Source organism: Flavobacterium sp. KH_001 (assembly GCF_057840745.1).
This window is the reverse complement of record NZ_CM174520.1, coordinates 1,271,432-1,289,069: the sequence shown is the minus strand read 5'-3', so window position 1 is coordinate 1,289,069 and position 17,638 is coordinate 1,271,432. Positions and strand designations below refer to the sequence as shown.

Annotated in this window: 17 protein-coding genes and 1 tRNA gene; 8 read left to right on the top strand and 10 right to left on the bottom strand. The window is 33.5% G+C overall.

Annotation, left to right across the window (positions count from 1 at the left end):
- Nucleotides 1–109: 109 nt before the first annotated feature.
- The 3 genes from rnc to AC3ITQ_RS05750 all read right to left on the bottom strand — a co-directional run bounded on the left by rnc (nt 110) and on the right by AC3ITQ_RS05750 (nt 2,588).
- Nucleotides 110–850, bottom strand: coding sequence for a ribonuclease III (gene rnc, locus AC3ITQ_RS05760; RefSeq protein ID WP_194656309.1), 741 nt, complete (start codon nt 848–850; stop codon nt 110–112).
- A 9-nt stretch (nt 851–859) separates the two neighbouring features.
- Nucleotides 860–2,113 carry a beta-ketoacyl-ACP synthase II gene (fabF, locus tag AC3ITQ_RS05755; RefSeq protein ID WP_489237216.1) on the bottom strand — a complete coding sequence of 418 codons (1,254 nt, stop codon included), beginning with the start codon at nt 2,111–2,113 and terminating at the stop codon, nt 860–862.
- Between the two features lie 238 nt (nt 2,114–2,351).
- On the bottom strand, nt 2,352–2,588 hold the full coding sequence (locus tag AC3ITQ_RS05750) for an acyl carrier protein (RefSeq protein ID WP_007137004.1): 237 nt from the start codon (nt 2,586–2,588) through the stop codon (nt 2,352–2,354).
- A 175-nt stretch (nt 2,589–2,763) separates the two neighbouring features.
- Here AC3ITQ_RS05750 and purN point away from each other — a divergent pair, with 175 nt between their 5' ends.
- A complete protein-coding gene (purN, locus tag AC3ITQ_RS05745; protein WP_194656311.1) occupies nt 2,764–3,348 on the top strand; it encodes a phosphoribosylglycinamide formyltransferase in 585 nt (194 codons plus the stop codon).
- A gap of 509 nt (nt 3,349–3,857) precedes the next feature.
- Nucleotides 3,858–4,337, top strand: a complete 480-nt coding sequence (gene rnhA / locus AC3ITQ_RS05740) for a ribonuclease HI (protein WP_489238899.1) — start codon at nt 3,858–3,860, stop codon at nt 4,335–4,337.
- Between the two features lie 64 nt (nt 4,338–4,401).
- On the opposite strand, the gene AC3ITQ_RS05735 is transcribed toward rnhA, so the two are convergent.
- Entirely contained in the window at nt 4,402–4,749 is a 348-nt protein-coding gene (locus tag AC3ITQ_RS05735) for a DUF6249 domain-containing protein (RefSeq protein WP_375030834.1), read from the bottom strand.
- A 386-nt stretch (nt 4,750–5,135) separates the two neighbouring features.
- Here AC3ITQ_RS05735 and AC3ITQ_RS05730 point away from each other — a divergent pair, with 386 nt between their 5' ends.
- From AC3ITQ_RS05730 to AC3ITQ_RS05710, 5 genes are all read left to right on the top strand, one after another.
- On the top strand, nt 5,136–5,756 hold the full coding sequence (locus tag AC3ITQ_RS05730) for an RNA polymerase sigma factor (RefSeq protein ID WP_489237213.1): 621 nt from the start codon (nt 5,136–5,138) through the stop codon (nt 5,754–5,756).
- A 32-nt stretch (nt 5,757–5,788) separates the two neighbouring features.
- The gene (locus tag AC3ITQ_RS05725) at nt 5,789–6,184 is read left to right on the top strand and encodes a hypothetical protein (protein ID WP_489237211.1); all 396 of its coding nucleotides are present in this window, start codon (nt 5,789–5,791) and stop codon (nt 6,182–6,184) included.
- A gap of 7 nt (nt 6,185–6,191) precedes the next feature.
- Entirely contained in the window at nt 6,192–7,094 is a 903-nt protein-coding gene (locus AC3ITQ_RS05720) for an alpha/beta hydrolase family protein (RefSeq protein ID WP_489237210.1), read from the top strand.
- Between the two features lie 287 nt (nt 7,095–7,381).
- On the top strand, nt 7,382–8,305 hold the full coding sequence (locus AC3ITQ_RS05715; RefSeq protein WP_194656315.1) for a PfkB family carbohydrate kinase: 924 nt from the start codon (nt 7,382–7,384) through the stop codon (nt 8,303–8,305).
- A gap of 81 nt (nt 8,306–8,386) precedes the next feature.
- Nucleotides 8,387–10,285 (top strand): amidophosphoribosyltransferase, encoded by a 1,899-nt coding sequence (locus AC3ITQ_RS05710; RefSeq protein ID WP_489237208.1) that lies wholly within the window; start codon nt 8,387–8,389, stop codon nt 10,283–10,285.
- A 1,044-nt stretch (nt 10,286–11,329) separates the two neighbouring features.
- On the opposite strand, the gene AC3ITQ_RS05705 is transcribed toward AC3ITQ_RS05710, so the two are convergent.
- From AC3ITQ_RS05705 to AC3ITQ_RS05690, 4 genes are all read right to left on the bottom strand, one after another.
- The gene (locus tag AC3ITQ_RS05705) at nt 11,330–11,941 is read right to left on the bottom strand and encodes a superoxide dismutase (protein WP_072970126.1); all 612 of its coding nucleotides are present in this window, start codon (nt 11,939–11,941) and stop codon (nt 11,330–11,332) included.
- A 138-nt stretch (nt 11,942–12,079) separates the two neighbouring features.
- Nucleotides 12,080–12,754 (bottom strand): aminoacyl-tRNA hydrolase, encoded by a 675-nt coding sequence (pth, locus tag AC3ITQ_RS05700; RefSeq protein WP_072970125.1) that lies wholly within the window; start codon nt 12,752–12,754, stop codon nt 12,080–12,082.
- A 645-nt stretch (nt 12,755–13,399) separates the two neighbouring features.
- The gene (locus AC3ITQ_RS05695; RefSeq protein ID WP_489237205.1) at nt 13,400–14,011 is read right to left on the bottom strand and encodes a 50S ribosomal protein L25/general stress protein Ctc; all 612 of its coding nucleotides are present in this window, start codon (nt 14,009–14,011) and stop codon (nt 13,400–13,402) included.
- 117 nt (nt 14,012–14,128) lie between these two features.
- On the bottom strand, nt 14,129–15,070 hold the full coding sequence (locus AC3ITQ_RS05690; RefSeq protein ID WP_026982505.1) for a ribose-phosphate pyrophosphokinase: 942 nt from the start codon (nt 15,068–15,070) through the stop codon (nt 14,129–14,131).
- Nucleotides 15,071–15,370: 300 nt separating this feature from the next.
- On the opposite strand from AC3ITQ_RS05690, the gene AC3ITQ_RS05685 reads away from it, so the two are divergent.
- Nucleotides 15,371–15,450 (top strand) — tRNA-Leu (locus AC3ITQ_RS05685).
- 219 nt (nt 15,451–15,669) lie between these two features.
- Here AC3ITQ_RS05685 and AC3ITQ_RS05680 read toward each other — a convergent pair.
- Together AC3ITQ_RS05680 and AC3ITQ_RS05675 are read right to left on the bottom strand one after the other, a co-directional pair.
- Nucleotides 15,670–16,899, bottom strand: a complete 1,230-nt coding sequence (locus tag AC3ITQ_RS05680; RefSeq protein WP_489237203.1) for a tRNA modification GTPase — start codon at nt 16,897–16,899, stop codon at nt 15,670–15,672.
- A gap of 195 nt (nt 16,900–17,094) precedes the next feature.
- A complete protein-coding gene (locus AC3ITQ_RS05675) occupies nt 17,095–17,565 on the bottom strand; it encodes an OsmC family protein (protein ID WP_489237202.1) in 471 nt (156 codons plus the stop codon).
- Nucleotides 17,566–17,638: the final 73 nt, after the last annotated feature.

Genomic DNA, 17,638 nt, shown 5'->3' with positions numbered 1-17,638 from the left:
GTGTAAATATACTATTTCTAACGGAGCATCAATAGTTAAGATGTGGATGTTTTTGTTAATTTATAAACGAAAACGTTATAGCTTTAAGAAACTAACCGTATTTTTGTAGTTATTTCTTATCTATTTTTTCCTGAAATGCAAAATAAGCTCTTTGTGAAGCTTTTTCTTCTGCCTTCTTTTTTGAAGTTGCTCGCGCTCTTGCGATTACTTTATCGTCTATACTTAATTTGACACCAAACAAGCGTTGTCCGTCAATACCGTTATCCTCAAAAATGTCATAATGAAAGATCCTCTTCTCTTTCTGACACCATTCGATAACTAAACTTTTATAACTAATTACTTTTCCTTCCAATCGTGCGATATCGACATAAGGAGTAACTACTCTTTTTTGTATAAATTTTTCGCAAAAAGCATATCCTTTATCCAGGTAGATAGCTCCAATAAGCGATTCGAAAATATTACCATGAATATTTTCACCAAAATGCTGAATAGGCACTTTACTTTCTACGAAACGAACTAAATTCAAGTCTTTGCCTAATTCATTCAAATGCTCACGACTTACAATTTTAGAACGCATTTTTGTCAAATAACCTTCGTCGCCATTCGGCGCTTTGTTAAATAGGTGCGCTGCAATAACAGCACTCAACATAGCATCTCCTAAAAACTCCAGTCGTTCATAATTAATTGGGTTTCCAGATTCATCAAGTTTGTTCGAAGACCGGTGCGTAAATGCTTTCTTATAAAAATCAATATTTGCCGGCGGAAAACCAAGTATTTTCTGAATAGTGTCAAAAAAAATCCCGTCTTCTAGAGAACGGGATTTAGAAAATATTTTTTTGATAATATTCATATACAGAAATTAGTCAACTAATTTTTTAAACAATACACAAGCATTGTGACCACCAAAACCAAAAGTGTTACTCATCGCAACATTTACTTCTCTTTTTTGAGGTTTGTTTAATGTAAGGTTTAATGCAGGATCAATTTTTTCATCAACAACAGTATGGTTAATCGTTGGAGGAACAAGACTGTGTTGCATAGCCAAAATCGAAGCAATTGCTTCGATCGCTCCGGCAGCTCCAAGTAAGTGACCTGTCATTGATTTTGTTGAATTGATATTGATATTTTTTGCATGCTCACCAAATACAGCACTAATTGCTTTTAATTCAGCTACATCTCCTAATGGAGTAGAAGTTCCGTGTGTATTGATATGATCAACATCTTCAGGATTCATTCCAGCATCTCTTAGTGTATTTTTCATTACTGCAATAACTCCAATTCCTTCCGGATGTGGGGCAGTTAAATGGTAAGCATCAGATGACATTCCGCCTCCACCAACTTCACAATAAATTTTTGCTCCTCTTGCTTTAGCATGTTCGTAATCTTCAAGAACCAAAGCTCCTGCTCCTTCTCCTAAAACAAAACCGTCTCTGGTTGCATCAAAAGGTCTTGAAGCCGTTTCCGGGCTTTCATTTCTTGTAGATAAAGCGTGCATAGAGTTAAAACCTCCCATACCAGCAATGGTAATAGCAGCTTCTGAACCACCTGATACAATAACATCACACATTCCTAAACGAATGTAGTTGAAAGCATCAATTAATGCATTTGCAGAAGATGCACATGCAGAAACCGTAGTATAATTTGGACCCATATAACCATTACGCATCGAAATATGCGCAGGAGCAATATCGGCAATCATTTTAGGTATAAAAAACGGATTGAATTTTGGAGTTCCGTCACCTTTAGCATAATAAATTACTTCTTCCTGGAAAGTTTCCAAACCACCAATTCCTGCTCCCCAGATAACACCAACTCTTGTTTTATCGATATTATCATTTGTAAGTCCAGCATCTTTAATAGCTTCGTCACTGGCAGCAATAGCATATTGAGCAAATTTATCTAATCTACGAGATTCCTTGCGATCCATGTAGTCTTCAATATTGAAGTTTTTTACTTCGCAGGCAAATTTCGTTTTATGCTTCTCTGTATCATAGTATGTGATAGGAGCGGCTCCGCTAACCCCATTCACAAGTGCATTCCAATAATCCTGGATATTATTCCCGATAGGAGTAAGTGCACCTAATCCTGTTACAACAACTCGCCTTAATGCCATAAATATGTATTTTGTACTTTAAACAAATAAAACCCACGCTTTCTTAACAGTATTGTTACTTAAGAGCCATGGGCATTACAATATAAATATATCTTATTGATTGAAAATCAATCGAAATTTAAATTTTAAAAAAAATAATAACACCCGATCCTTAGAAATTACAAAAATCAAAAGTCAAATTCCAACTGGAATTTGGAATTTCAAAAATTGGTATTTTTAGAAACCGGGTGCAGTATTATTATTTTTTAGCTTCCTCGATATAAGAAATAGCTTGACCAACAGTAGCAATGTTTTCTGCTTGATCGTCTGGAATTTGAATATCAAATTCTTTTTCGAATTCCATAATAAGCTCAACAGTGTCTAATGAGTCAGCTCCTAAATCATTAGTGAAGCTTGCTTCTGTTACAACTTCGTTTTCGTCAACACCTAATTTGTCTACGATAATCGCTTTTACTCTTGATGCAATGTCTGACATAATCTTTAATTTTAGAATTTAATTTGTTGGCAAAAATAAAAAACTTTATTTTAAAACAACTATTTAGTTTATAAATGTGATACTAATTTATAAAATTAATTTCAAGAAAGCCCTTTTAATACTATTTATTTTCGATTTTTATTCCGTTTTTTGCATTCTCAAAATAAAGTCGATTATGAAAAAAATTATTGTTTTTGCCTCAGGATCAGGAACTAATGCGGAAAATATTATAAAATATTTTGCAAAAACTCAAATTGCAAATGTGGTTTCTGTATTTACCAACAATGCTTCGGCAAAAGTCATCGAAAGAGCAAAAAATCATCAAATTCCAGTCGAAATCTTCTCAAAAAACGAACTTTTAGAAAGAAATGTATTACAAAAAATACAAGAAATCGACCCGGATCTAATAGTTTTGGCTGGTTTTCTATTGAAATTTCCAGAAAATATAATCGAGAAATATCCTAATAAAATTATAAACATCCATCCGGCACTTTTACCTAATTATGGAGGAAAAGGAATGTACGGAATGCATATACACAGGGCTATAGTCAATAATAAAGAAAAAGAAACCGGAATTTCAATTCATTATGTAAATGAAAATTATGATGAAGGCGGTATTATTTTCCAGAAAAATGTGGCCCTCACGGAAGATGATACCCCAGAAACCGTAGCCGAAAAGATTCACGAATTGGAACAAAAGTATTTTCCGGAGATAATTCAGGCAGTACTAGAGGATTCAGCAAAAGAAAATTCCAACTAAAAAATTATTAAACCATATAAGTCATATAAGTAAATATAATAGAGGGTGTAAATCTTACTTTATCTTAAAAGAAATATAAGAAACATTACGCAATCCTAGATTATTACGTAATGAACAAAGTTATATAGACAAAGTTTAAAATGAACTTATACAACTTATATGGTGGAAAAATTATTAAACCATATAAGTCATATAAGTAAATATAATAACAGATGTAAATCTTACTTTATCTTAAAAGAAATATAAGAAACATTGCGCAATCTTGCATTACTTATATAAAGAACAAAGTATAGACAAAGTTTAAAATGAACTTATATCACTTATATGGTGAAAAAATTATTAAACCATATAAGTCATATAAGTAAATATAATAACAGATGTAAATCTTACTTTATCTTAAAAGAAATATAAGAAACATTACGCAATCTTACATTACTTATATAACAAACAAAGTATAGACAAAGTTTAAAATGAACTTATATCACTTATATGGTGAAAAAAAAACAACAATGACTCACGAAGTACACATATATACAGATGGCGCTGCAAAAGGAAATCCCGGAAACGGCGGTTATGGTGTGGTAATGGAATTGGTTGGAACGCCTCATAAAAAGGAATTTTACGAAGGTTTTCGTTTGACTACTAATAATAGAATGGAACTTTTGGCCGTAATTGTCGGTTTGGAAAAACTAAAAAACCCGAATATGAAGGTTTTAGTTATTTCAGATTCTAAATATGTTGTCGATTCTGTGGAGAAAAAATGGGTTTTAGGCTGGGAGAAAAAGAAATTCGTTGGAAGAAAAAATGCCGATCTATGGAAACGGTTTTTAATTGTTTACCGCAAACACCAAGTCAATTTTAAATGGATAAAAGGCCACAACAATCATCCTCAAAACGAGCGTTGTGATCAATTGGCAGTTATGGCATCCATGCAACCAAAGCTTTCTATTGATGAATATTACGAAACCATCGGTTCAAAAATGGAATAAAAAATAAAAACGCATCAGGAAAATATTCCTCGATGCGTTTTTTTTAAGTACTGACTTAAAAATCTTATTCCTCTTTATCCAGATCTTTTGCAGTTCTAAATCCAGCCAACAAGCCAATTCCTGCCATAATGAAAATGATAGAAGGAAAAACTGCTTCATCATTTAAAGAAGTATAAGTTGTAATTAATAAAGCGATAAAAATTCCAACCCCACTTCCTATTAATAAGAAAGCCAAATTCACAACAAAAACTTTCCAAGAAGAACTTTTTCCCGCTCCTTTAAAAAAGATACTGGCATCAACGCCTTTTTCTATAAGCGCCATACGCTCTCTGTTTCTGGTTGAGAAAAAAAGATAGACAATCCCGAAGATCATCAAAAACATGCTAATTGGTATTAAAATTTCTGGTCCCATAATAATTTTGTTTTATTTAATTGATTGATACTCCATATGACGACAGGTTTTAAATTCAGGTTACAAGAATTTGAAAATAAATTCCAAATTTTAAATTCCAAACTCCAAATGTTACTGATTATCAGTTAATTTTGAATTTGAAATTGTTTTCATAAAAATGTTTTTAGTCTAGTTTGTCATCTCGACGGAGGAGAGATCACACTAGAAAGTCCGCAAAGCAAAGCGCCAACCGTTGTCGAGTTTCGCGTGTGATCTCTCCTCCGTCGAGATGACAATATTGTGGTTAAACTTGCATTGAAAAATTGGAATTTGGAATTTTTATAAAAATTGAAATTTATTTTCCAATTTCTTGTAACCTAAACACAGAACGTGTCGTCCTATATAATATGAGTGCAATCAGTGATCAACATTATATCGATAAAATCCTACATGGCGAGACCAATGCGTTTGCCGTGCTGGTGGATCGTTATAAGGATATGATTTTTACTTTGGCATTAAAGATGGTTAAAAACCGTGAAGAAGCCGAAGAAGTTGCACAAGATACTTTTATTAAAATTTATAGTTCGCTGAACAAGTTTAAAGGCGATTCTAAATTTTCGACATGGATTTATAAGATTGCCTATAATACCTGTTTGGATCGTTTGAAGAAAAACAAAAAGGAAGAGCTTAATATATCAATAGATGAATTTTCGGCACATTTAATCAAAACAATGGATAATGCTTTGAGTGCTTTAGAAGACAAAGAACGAAAGCAAACGATTCAGAATTGCTTGAATTTGTTACCGAGTGATGAAAATTTCCTGCTAACTTTATTTTATTTTGAAGATCAGAGTTTAGAAGAAATCGGGAAGATTATGAATATTAATGCTAATAATGTCAAAGTAAAGTTATTTAGAAGCCGGCAGAAATTAGCTGTAATTTTAAAAAAGCAATTAGAACCAGAAATAGTAGCGTGTTATGAAATCAGTAAGATTCCAAAACAAAAACAAAATGAAGAGTACCGATAACATATTCCGTTAAAAACAAATATTAGCTACGTATGAAAGAGAGCGATAAAAATATAGAAAATCTTATTGATAAAATGATGGCCGAAGATACTTTGGAAACGCCATCTTTTGACTTTACTTCGAAAATAATGGCTCAGGTTTTAGTGGCTGAAAAAAGCAAAGTTAAAAGCTACCAACCTTTAATTTCTAAAACAACCTGGATCATTATTGGCTTTGGTTTACTTGGCCTGGCTGTTTATGCATCACTTTTTTCCGGAACCGAATACAATCTGGGAATAGACAAATCCTATACAGAAAAGTGCTCTGCACTATTTTCAGGAATTCATATTTCTAAAAACATCTTGTATGCTCTTTTAGTAGTTCCTTTTATGATTTTAATTCAGATTGGATTATTGAAGAATTATTTCGATAAGAAGTATCAGTTATAAAACTAAAATGAAAAACAAAACAGCCATTTTCAAACACATTCTAAGAGCAAAAAAAACATGGAGATATTCTTTATTAATATTATTGTTTTTTGTCACTAGTTATGCATCAGCAATCCCGCCAAACTTTACTACAAAGGAAATAAAATTTGTTAGTGAAGGAATTTCGCTCGCGGGAACTATTTTTACACCTAACAACGTACAGGCAGCCGTTGTGATTGTTCATGGATCTGGACAAGAAAAAAGAATGATGGACTTTGCGACAACCTTGGCGAACAATGGAATTGCAGTTTTAACGTATGACAAACGTGGAGTCGGAGAATCAGCCGGTGTATATGCAGGACCTGAAATAGGAACTAACAATGTTGATTTTTCCAATCTAAATCTTTTGTCTTTAGATGCCAGTGCTGCTGTAAATACTTTATCTAAATATTTATCAAATGATCAAATACGCATAGGTTTAATAGGAGGTAGTCAAGCTGGATGGATAATTCCATTAACTGCAGAGAAAAATGAAAAAGTCAAATTTATGACCATATTTAGCGGAGCTCTTATAACGGTTAAAGAACAATTGAGATTCCAATTTTATACAAATGGAGATATCAATTTTTGGGATAAGCACTCTGAGGAAGATACAAGAAAACATGTTTTCCATGACCCAGACAAATATGAGTTTATTGACACAAATCCCAATGACATTCTTTCTAAATTATCAATTCCAGGAATCTGGATTTTTGGAGGCAAAGACATTCAGGTTCCCGTTAAGCTATCAATCGAATATCTTGATATCTTAAAATCTAAAGGAAAAAATTATAACTATAAATTGTTTCCAAACCTGGGTCACAATACAGCATTTTCAGACTCTGAAGAGCCTATGAAAGATGCGATCAATTGGATTAAAAACATAAAATAAATTAAGGAATTATACGCAAAAGATTCTTCCTGTTTTAATCGGAAAAAGAAAAACCTATTCTTTTAAAGAACTCAGATAAAATTTAGACATTTTTCCAAAATAAAACTTGCAATTTAAAACCAAAAAACATATTTTAAGCACTCCACAAAACAAAATATAATTCATTCATTTACAATATAATTAGACCCGAAATCGATATTGTTTTTTTAAGAAAATTTTGAGAACTTAAACCGTTGCAATATTGCAACTTATGAAGTATCTTTGCACCCTAATTCGAAATTCATAAAATGAATAAATTATTGATTGTTGGAACGGTTGCTTTCGACGCGATTGAAACTCCTTTCGGAAAAACAGATAAAATATTAGGTGGTGCTGCAACGTACATTGGTTTATCAGCATCCTTTTTTAACTTGCAATCGGCCATCGTTTCTGTAGTTGGCGACGATTTTCCTCAAGAACATTTAGATCTTTTAACTTCAAAAAATATTGATATCTCTGGTATCGAAATTGTAAAAGGCGGTAAAACTTTTTTCTGGAGCGGTTTATACCACAACGATTTAAACTCTAGAGACACTCTTGTAACTGAATTAAACGTTTTGGCAGATTTTCAGCCAAAAGTTCCTCAAAATTATAAAGACGCTGATGTTGTGATGTTAGGAAACTTACATCCATTAGTACAAAGCAGTGTTTTAGATCAAATGGAGAAAAAACCAAAATTAGTAGTTTTAGACACTATGAACTTTTGGATGGACTGCGCTCTTCCTGAATTATTGGACGTAATTAAACGTGTAGACGTTATTACTATTAATGATGAAGAAGCAAGACAACTTTCAGGAGAATATTCATTAGTAAAAGCAGCAGCTAAAATCCAGGATATGGGACCAAAATACGTGGTGATCAAAAAAGGAGAACACGGCGCGCTTTTATTCCATAACAGAGAAGTATTCTTTGCTCCGGCATTACCATTAGAAGATGTTTTTGATCCAACAGGAGCTGGAGACACTTTCGCAGGTGGATTCTCAGGATTCATTGCACAAAGTGAAAACATCTCTTTTAACAATATGAAAAATGCCATTATTTACGGATCAAATTTAGCTTCATTTTGTGTGGAGAAATTTGGAACTGAAAGGATGGAAACATTAAGCAAAGCAGAAGTAGCGATTCGATTACAGCAATTTAAGTCGTTAACTCAGTTTGACATAGAAATATAATGCCCGAAAGCCTCGATAACACGGGGCTTTTTTTATTACGTTAATACACACAACTTACAACAACACAAAATACAAAACACAATGAGCGACGCTTTAAAACACGAATGTGGTATAGCCTTAGTTAGACTTCTTAAACCGCTTGAATATTACAAAGAGAAATACGGAACTGCTTTTTACGGGATACAAAAAATGTATCTGATGATGGAGAAGCAGCACAACCGCGGTCAGGACGGTGCCGGATTTGCAAGCATTAAATTAGATGTTGAACCCGGACAACGTTATATCAGCAGAGTTCGTTCGAATCATGCACAACCGATTCAGGATGTTTTCAAACAGATCAACGATCGTATCAATGAAGAATTGACTGCTCGTCCAGAGATTGCTGATGATGTAGCTAAACTTAAATCAGAGATTCCCTATATTGGAGAATTGTTTTTAGGACACGTTCGTTATGGAACTTTCGGAAAAAACAGCATTGAAAGTGTACACCCATTTTTACGTCAAAGTAACTGGATGCACCGTAATTTGATTTTGGCCGGTAACTTCAACATGACAAATGTTAAGGAACTTTTCGAAAATTTAGTAGAACTAGGACAGCATCCAAAAGAAATGGCAGATACTGTTACGGTAATGGAAAAAATTGGTCACTTCTTAGACAAAGAAGTAATGCAGCTTTACCAGGATTGCAAAACTGAAGGCTATTCTAAAAGAGAAGCTTCTCCAGTAATCGCAGATCGTTTGGATATTGCAAAGATATTAGCACGTTCAGCAAAAAATTTAGATGGAGGTTATGCAATGGCAGGTTTACTCGGTCATGGTGATGCTTTCGTATTTAGAGATCCTGCCGGAATTCGTCCCGCTTATTATTATCAGGATGACGAAGTAGTTGTTGTTGCTTCTGAAAGACCCGTTATTCAAACTGTATTTAATGTACCTTTTGAAAGTGTTCAGGAAATTGATCCGGGAAATGCTTTGATCATCAAGAAAAGCGGAAAAGTTTCAATGCAGCAAATTTTGGAACCAACCGTTAAAAAAGCTTGTTCATTTGAGAGAATATATTTCTCAAGAGGAAGTGATGCTGAAATTTATCAGGAACGTAAAGATTTAGGAAAACTAATTTTACCTGCTGTTCTTAAATCAATTGACAGCGATACAGACAATACTGTTTTCTCTTATATCCCGAACACAGCCGAAACATCCTTTTATGGTTTAGTTGAAGCAGCTCAGGATTTCTTAAATCAGAGAAAAAACAATTATATCTTAGAAAACAGAAATACACTTACAGCCGAAACGCTTCAGGAGTTATTGGCGGTAAAAATCCGTACGGAGAAAGTGGCTATTAAAGATGCTAAACTTAGAACCTTTATTACAGAAGACAGCAGCCGTGATGATTTAGTAGCTCACGTTTACGACGTTACTTACGGCGTAATCAAACCAACTGATAATTTAGTTATTATTGACGACAGTATTGTTCGTGGTACAACTCTTAAAATGAGTATCATTAAAATGATGGATCGTTTGAAACCAAAACGTATTGTAATTGTTTCTTCGGCACCACAAATTCGTTATCCTGACTGTTACGGAATTGATATGGCAAAGCTCGAAGGTCTTGTTGCTTTTAGAGCGGCTTTGGCTTTATTAAAAGAAAGAAATCTATATCATATCGTAGACGAAGTTTACGCTAAATGTAAAGCTCAGGAGAACTATTTAGATACTGATGTTGTAAATTATGTAACGGCAATCTACGATCAATTTACACCGGAAGAAATCTCAGATAAAATTGCAGAAATGTTAAGTTCACCTGAAATTAACGCTGAAGTAAAAATAATATTCCAAAAAGTAGAAGATTTACATATTGCATGTCCTAAAAACTTGGGAGACTGGTACTTTACCGGAGATTATCCTACCCCTGGAGGAAATCGTGTAGTGAACCGTGCATTTATGAATTTCTACGAAGGAAAAGACGCAAGAGCATACTAAAAGTATTAACAAAAGGTTAAAATGTGCATTTAATCGGTTTTTTTTGCCGTTCATCCTATATGTTTGGCAAAACCGAAATGCTAAATTACTTTTGGAATACCATAACATTAGTAGGTTAAGTTTATGGTAGATTTGGGGCAAAAAGGGTGGAAGCAATTCCACCTTTTTTATTGGAATAAAGTGAACGCTAGTGCTTTAACAATTTTAACACACTTAATCGGATATATTTACCTTTCGTCTATAAAGTTTTTAAAATAAATATAACTATCCTATATTTACTAAACCATAACATTAGTAGGTTAAGTTTATGGTAGATTTGGGGCAAAAAAGGTGGAAGAGATTCCACCTTTTTTATTTTTATTTCTAGAACAAAGAAAATAGAATATAGAGTAGAGATTGTTGAACATACTTTTATAGACGATAACAAAAGAGAAAAAGAATAGAATAAAGAATATAGATTGTTGAACATACTTTTTATAGACGACAACAAAAGACGGACAGCCTATCAAGCCATCCGTCTTTTTTATTTCCCTATACTCTATCCTTCCATATTCTATCCTCTATATTCTATTCTCTATTCTCTATACTCTATACTCTATACTCTATACTCTATACTCTATACTCTATACTCTATACTCTATACTCTATACTCTATACTCTATACTCTATACTCTTTGCTCTTTGCTCTTTCATCTTTGCTCTTTATTCTATTCTCATACTTACTTAATCGGATTTATTTGCCGTTCGTCTGAAAAATTTTCTATATAAATACAACTGCCATACATTTACAGAACCATTAACATTAGTAGGTTAAGTTTATGGTAGATTTGGGGCAAAAAAGGCGGAAGAGATTCCGCCTTTTTTATTTTTATTTCTAGAGAAAGAGAATAGAATAAAGAGCAAAGAAGCAAGAAGCAAGAGGAAAGAAAATAGAATAAAGATTGTTGCGCATATTTCAACTCTATAACTACAAACAAAAAAGACGGACAACCTATCAGGTCATCCGTCTTTTTTCTTTATTCTTTATTCTATTCTCTCTTAAGACTATTTGTCTAAAGCATATCTTCTTGCCACTTCTGTCCAGTTGATTACACTGAAGAAGGCTTCGATATAATCCGGTCTTCTGTTTTGGTAGTTTAAGTAGTAAGCATGCTCCCAAACGTCCATTCCTAAGATTGGAGTTCCACCGTTACCAGCAACTTCTGGCATTAATGGATTATCTTGATTTGGAGTACCTACAACTTCTAATTTACCTCCTTTTTGCACTGTTAACCAAGCCCATCCTGAACCGAATTGTGTAGCTCCAGCTTTAGCAAATTTTGCTTTAAACTCTTCAAAAGTTCCAAAAGAAGACTCGATTGCAGCTAACAAATCACCTGTTGGCAATCCACCACCGTTTGGAGTCATTACAGTCCAGAATAAATTGTGGTTGTAGAAACCTCCACCATTGTTACGAACTGCAGCGTTTGATTTATCTAAGTTAATTAAGATGTTTTCGATTGTTTTTCCTTCCAAATCTGTTCCTGCAATAGCTGCATTAAGATTTGTAGTATATGCATTATGATGCTTAGTATGGTGAATCTCCATTGTACGTGCATCAATATGTGGTTCTAATGCGTCATATGCATAAGGTAATTGTGGTAGTTCAAAAGCCATGATATTATGATTTTATGGTTTATAATAATTTATTCCAAATTTAAACATTTAACTTTGGAATAGAAAATACTATTTCGTTATTATTCCATTTAATTAATTGATAATCTGATTTTTTAAGTCCTAAATAGTTGTAAATCTTTATTTTCCGTTAAAAGTGGTCATAGTATTTTCTAATCCGGCGGTTCCGAATGTCTTAATAATTTCTGAAGATACTTCTAAACGTTCCGGTAATTTTGCCTTTTCTTCTTCGTCCCAATCACCTAAAACATAGTCAACTTGCTGTCCTTTTTTGAATTGATCACTAATACCAAAACGAAAACGAGTATATTGCTGTGTGTTTAAAACGAGATTGATGTTTTTAAGTCCATTATGGCCGCCATCGCTCCCTTTTGGTTTGATTCTGATGGTTCCGAACGACAAGTTTAAATCATCTGTAATAACCAGAATGTTCTCTAACGGAATATTTTCTTTGTCCATCCAGTATTTTACGGCTTTACCGCTTAAATTCATGTAGGTGTTTGGCTTAAGCAGAAAAAAGGTTCTTCCTTTAAATTTATATTCGGCAAGCGCTCCCAACTTTACGGTTTCGAATGAAAGGCTTTCTTTTTTGGCTAAAAAATCCAGGACTTTAAATCCGATGTTGTGTCTTGTATTTACGTATTCGGCTCCAATATTACCTAGTCCTACGATTAAATATTTTTTACTCACGCTTTTTATATTGTTTTTTGGATGTTCGTGAACCTCCGGTTTCCTATTATCTATGTTCTCTTCTTTTTGTGTTGATGAAAACAGTTTTGTTATCCATTTTATCATGATGCAAAAATAAACTTAATTGGGGAATGTGGCAATTGGTTAATTAGATAATTAGAGAATGTGGCAATTAGATAATTTAATCTTAACCGCAAAGTACACAATCCCGATAGCTATCGGGATACGCAAGGTGCGCTAAGAATGGGACGCGGATGACGCAGATTTGAACTGATCGACGCAGATTTGCTTTGCACCTTTGTCTCTTTGTGCCTTTGAAACTCTTTCTTATAGAAATGAATCATTATTGCTAGCCCTGACAGCAGCGGTATCCTTTTTCTGGCTTCTTTAGCCAGGAAAAGATATAGCGGATGGCAGGAACGTTGCGTCTTGAAAAACCCAAAAGCGTCTGCTTCTAAAAAATTTGAAAATTAGATAATTAGAAAATGTGTCAATTAGATAATTACATCTAACCGCAAAGTTCGCGATGGTTTTACGCAAGGTGCGCTAAGAATGGAACGCCTATGACACGGATTTATTTGCATAGTTTCCCTTTAGTTTGAGTACACCAAAAAGCCCTTTGCACCTATGAACCTTTGTACCTTTGAGCCTTTCCTTAGAACCTCAGCACCTTAGCAACTCAGAACCTTTAAAAGCAAAAAAAAAGCACCAATCTTTCGATTGATGCTTTTTGTATTGATTTGAAAAAAATTATTTTTTCTTTCCTTTTGCAGGAGCTTTTGCAGCTTTTGCAGCTTCTTGAGCAGCTTTCATAGCAGCACGAGAAATTCTTACCTGAGCAACAACAGTGTTGTCTGGGTGCATTACTTTGTATTCTGGTTGTCCAACTTTAGTAACGTACAATTTGTTACCCATTTCAAGTGGAGTAATGTCAGCTTCAACAAAATCAGGAAGATCTTTAGGTAAAGCTTTAACTTTTAATTTACGAGTGTTTAAACGTAAAACACCACCTGCAAGAACACCTTTAGATGTACCAACGATTTTTACAGGAACTTCCATAGTGATTTCTTTATCATCAAATAATTGAAAGAAGTCAATGTGTAAAATTTTATCAGATACCGGGTGAACCTGAATGTCTTGCAAAATTGCATTGAATGATTTTCCTTTTCCAAGCTCAATCACAACTGTGTGTGCGTTTGGAGTGTAAACCAAGTTTTTGAATGCCGCAGCGTCCGCTGAGAAATGTACTGCCTGATTTCCTCCGTATAACACGCAAGGAACCGCTCCAGCATTACGTAAGGCTTTAGTTGACACTTTGCCCACGCTTTCTCTTTCTGATCCTTTAATTGTAATCGATTTCATTGTAAAAAAATATAGTTATTAATAAATATTCTAATTTGCTTTAAGCTGTAGGCCGTAGGCTTTAGGCTTTTTTTGTATTTGCATAGCTTAAGGCTTATAGCCTAAAGCCTACTGCTTCTACATTATAAATTTTCCACTAATGGAATTATTGTGGTGCACCATGTGCATAACTTCAGCAAAAAGAGGCGCACAACTCACTACTCTAATCTTGTTTGATTCTTTCTTTAATGGGATTGAATCGGTAACTATTAATTCGCTCAATTTTGAATTTTCAATTTTTTCGTAAGCGCCACCTGATAAAATAGCGTGTGTACAAATTGCCCTAACGCTTAATGCTCCTTTTTCGATCATTAAATCTGCTGCTTTCGCTAATGTTCCACCTGTATCGATCATGTCGTCTACTAGTATTACGTTACGGCCTTTTACTTCACCAATTAGCTCCATAGTGTCGATAACGTTGGCTGCTTTTCTTTGTTTGTAACAGATTACTACATCTGATTCTAAAAACTTAGAGTAAGCATATGCTCTTTTTGAACCTCCCATGTCTGGTGATGCAATGGTTAAATTCTCTAAATTTAAACTCTGCACGTATGGCAAAAAGATTGTAGATGCAAATAAATGATCTACTGGTTTTTCAAAGAATCCCTGAATTTGATCTGCGTGCAAATCCATTGTCATGATTCTTGTTGCTCCTGCAGCAGTTAGTAAATTAGCTACTAACTTTGCCCCAATCGGAACTCTTGGTTTGTCTTTTCTATCCTGTCTTGCCCAACCAAAATAAGGCATAACAGCTGTAATATGTCTTGCTGATGCGCGTTTTGCTGCATCGATCATTAGTAACAATTCCATCAAATTATCGGCAGATGGAAAAGTTGAACACACGATAAAAACGCGTAATCCTCTTATTGATTCTTCGTAAGATGGTTGAAATTCTCCATCACTATACGTTGACATCGTTACTTTGCCTAACGGAATTCCGTATTGTTCGGCAATTTTTTCTGCAAGATAGACACTTTGTGAACAAGCAAAAATTTTAGCTTCTGGTTCTAGGTGCGACATTATAATTTGTTGTTTTTACTCGCTGCGCTCCGTACAATTCGGCTTGACCATTTTTGGTAAAACAAAACGTGTATAAATGCCTCGGGTGTAGTTAGTTGTGTGTGCGTCGTTTTAACGAGGTGCAAATTTAGAAAATTTATTGGACACTGAAAGGAAAAATTTAAGTATTTTTAGTAGAACATTTAATTTTATTTTTTACATTTGCACCGTGTTAAAGGAATAAGCACAGTTATGGCATCATAATTACTTATTCTATTGCGTTAAAATAACTGATTTATTAGTTGTTTTTTCGTCTGCTAAGCCCGGATGGCGGAATTGGTAGACGCGCTGGTCTCAAACACCTGTGGGAAACCGTGCCGGTTCGACTCCGGCTCCGGGTACTTAAAAAGTCTGTAATCACTTGTTTTTCAAGTATTACAGGCTTTTTTTTATTCAAGTTACCCAACTCTTCCCTTGAAAACAAGTAATAATTATAGCTTACAAAATCCGATTTTAAAAGAAGACCTTTACTTTTATAGCTATACATGTAAAATAAAAAAGCAACTAAAGTATTTAAAAAATCACTTCAGTTGCTTTAAAAATAAAATGGTTTGATTTTACTAAAAAAGAGTATAGCCAAATATAAAATCTATCGCGTTATACTTTACAGAATAAACTTGGTAGTTCATAAGTTCTTTTTTGGTATTAAACCTTGCTTCGACTGTAAATTTGTTTTTAAAACTATAACCTAAACCAAAAGCAAAATTAGTATCAGATTCACTTTCAAACTCTCCTGTTGCAATACTGCCTGGCGCCAAATTCTTATAAGTTATTTTCGTATTACCATTTATCTCGAAAGAATATAAAGCATTTATGAAAATTTTTGAAGTTTGATTTAAAAACATATAATGTCTTATTCCTATTGGCAACTGTACCGAACTGTAATCTATTTTTACATTATAAGGTATTTGAGAACCTCCAACTCCCCCTACATTAGAAACCATATATTCCTTTTCGTTTGTATATTTTTGATATGTTGGATTGGCAAATAGACTCCATTTATTTTTATTAAAAGGAAATACATATTCTAATTCAGCACCTATTTTGAAAATCATTTTATTATCAAAATCAACATTAAGATTTGAATTTCCTGCATTTCTTGCAGATACCGAAACAAGACTTGCTCCTGGCGTTACTTTAACAAAGAATAATTTTTCACTTGTTTTTGCAGCCTTATTTTCACCGGCAGCAGACTGAATGTTATTGTATTTTGTAAAATACTTAATAAGGTCAGACTTTTTGTAATTAAGATTTTTAACATCTTTGTCTGCAATGTTTGATGACTTAACATTGTTTGAAAGCTGCATTATATAGCCACCATTTTCACCATTTTTAAGATAACTGACACGCACTAACTCCTCTGTCGGAACTGTTTGTGTAGAATAGAAGAATTTATTCCCGCTTGTCTCAGTATAACCATATAAAATCGCATCACCTTCTACAAGTACTTTCAAGAATACTGTTTCTTCCTTCCATTCCGGATTTCTTTTTCCTGTAGCTTCTTTTTGATCATCATTTGCGCGATCTATTTTTACTTTTAATCTTTTGTATTTGCATTCGTTATCAATACTAAATTCTTGTGTAGTTTCGATACTTTCTGTTTTAATATCTGAATCGTTTAATTGTAATTTGTACTTGAAATTTGTTGGATTGTTCATCCAATCTAAATTTCGAATATAACAATCGGTTTTCTTTCCGTCATTTGAAATAAAATATCCTTTTTCAAATGAGATTTGAGCATTAATAAAAGTACAATAAAGTAATAATGTAAATAGTAAAATTCTCTTCATAAAATGGGCTTTGTTTTTTTAGATAAAAATAATCAAATGAATTAATCTGCAAATAAAAAGCTACATTTTTATAACTAATCTGACTAATTTTTCACTTAACATTCTGATATTCAAAACACAACATTTTTATCAATCTCAATAACATGTGTATAGCCCTACGTAAAAACCCTTGTTTATTAAATGAACTTGTATCTTTTATATCTTGTTAACCTCACAACTTGCATTATGCAGCACCAGAAAATTGCAGGAATTAGCAATAAAACACAATTGATTTGCTTTAAAATGTAAATCCAAAGCCAATTCTATTTGATCCGGATTTGAAATTTTTACTTTTGGATATAATCTAACCTCAACAAAACGCCCGCTTCCGTCAGGAGTAACTTCTAAAGTGGCTTCGGCATTGTCTGAATATTCTAGAACTTCTATTCCGTTTTGAGAACATACATATAAATAGGACATCATGTGGCAGGAAACTAAGCTGCTCAACAATAAATCTTCGGGATTGTATAATTCAGGATCACCTTTGAAAGCTTTTGCTGCTGAAACATTTAAAACAGGTTTTCCTTCGATTTTGATTTTATGGCTTTTGCTGTAAATTCTCTTCGTTGAATCTTCCTGAATTTGATTTGAAGTCCATTTTGCTTCTGCTTTAAAAAGATGTTTCATTTTGCTAAAGTAAGATTTTCATAAATTCTATAAAATTAATCGCCCAAAGACACGAAGTTGCCCAGAAAATAAA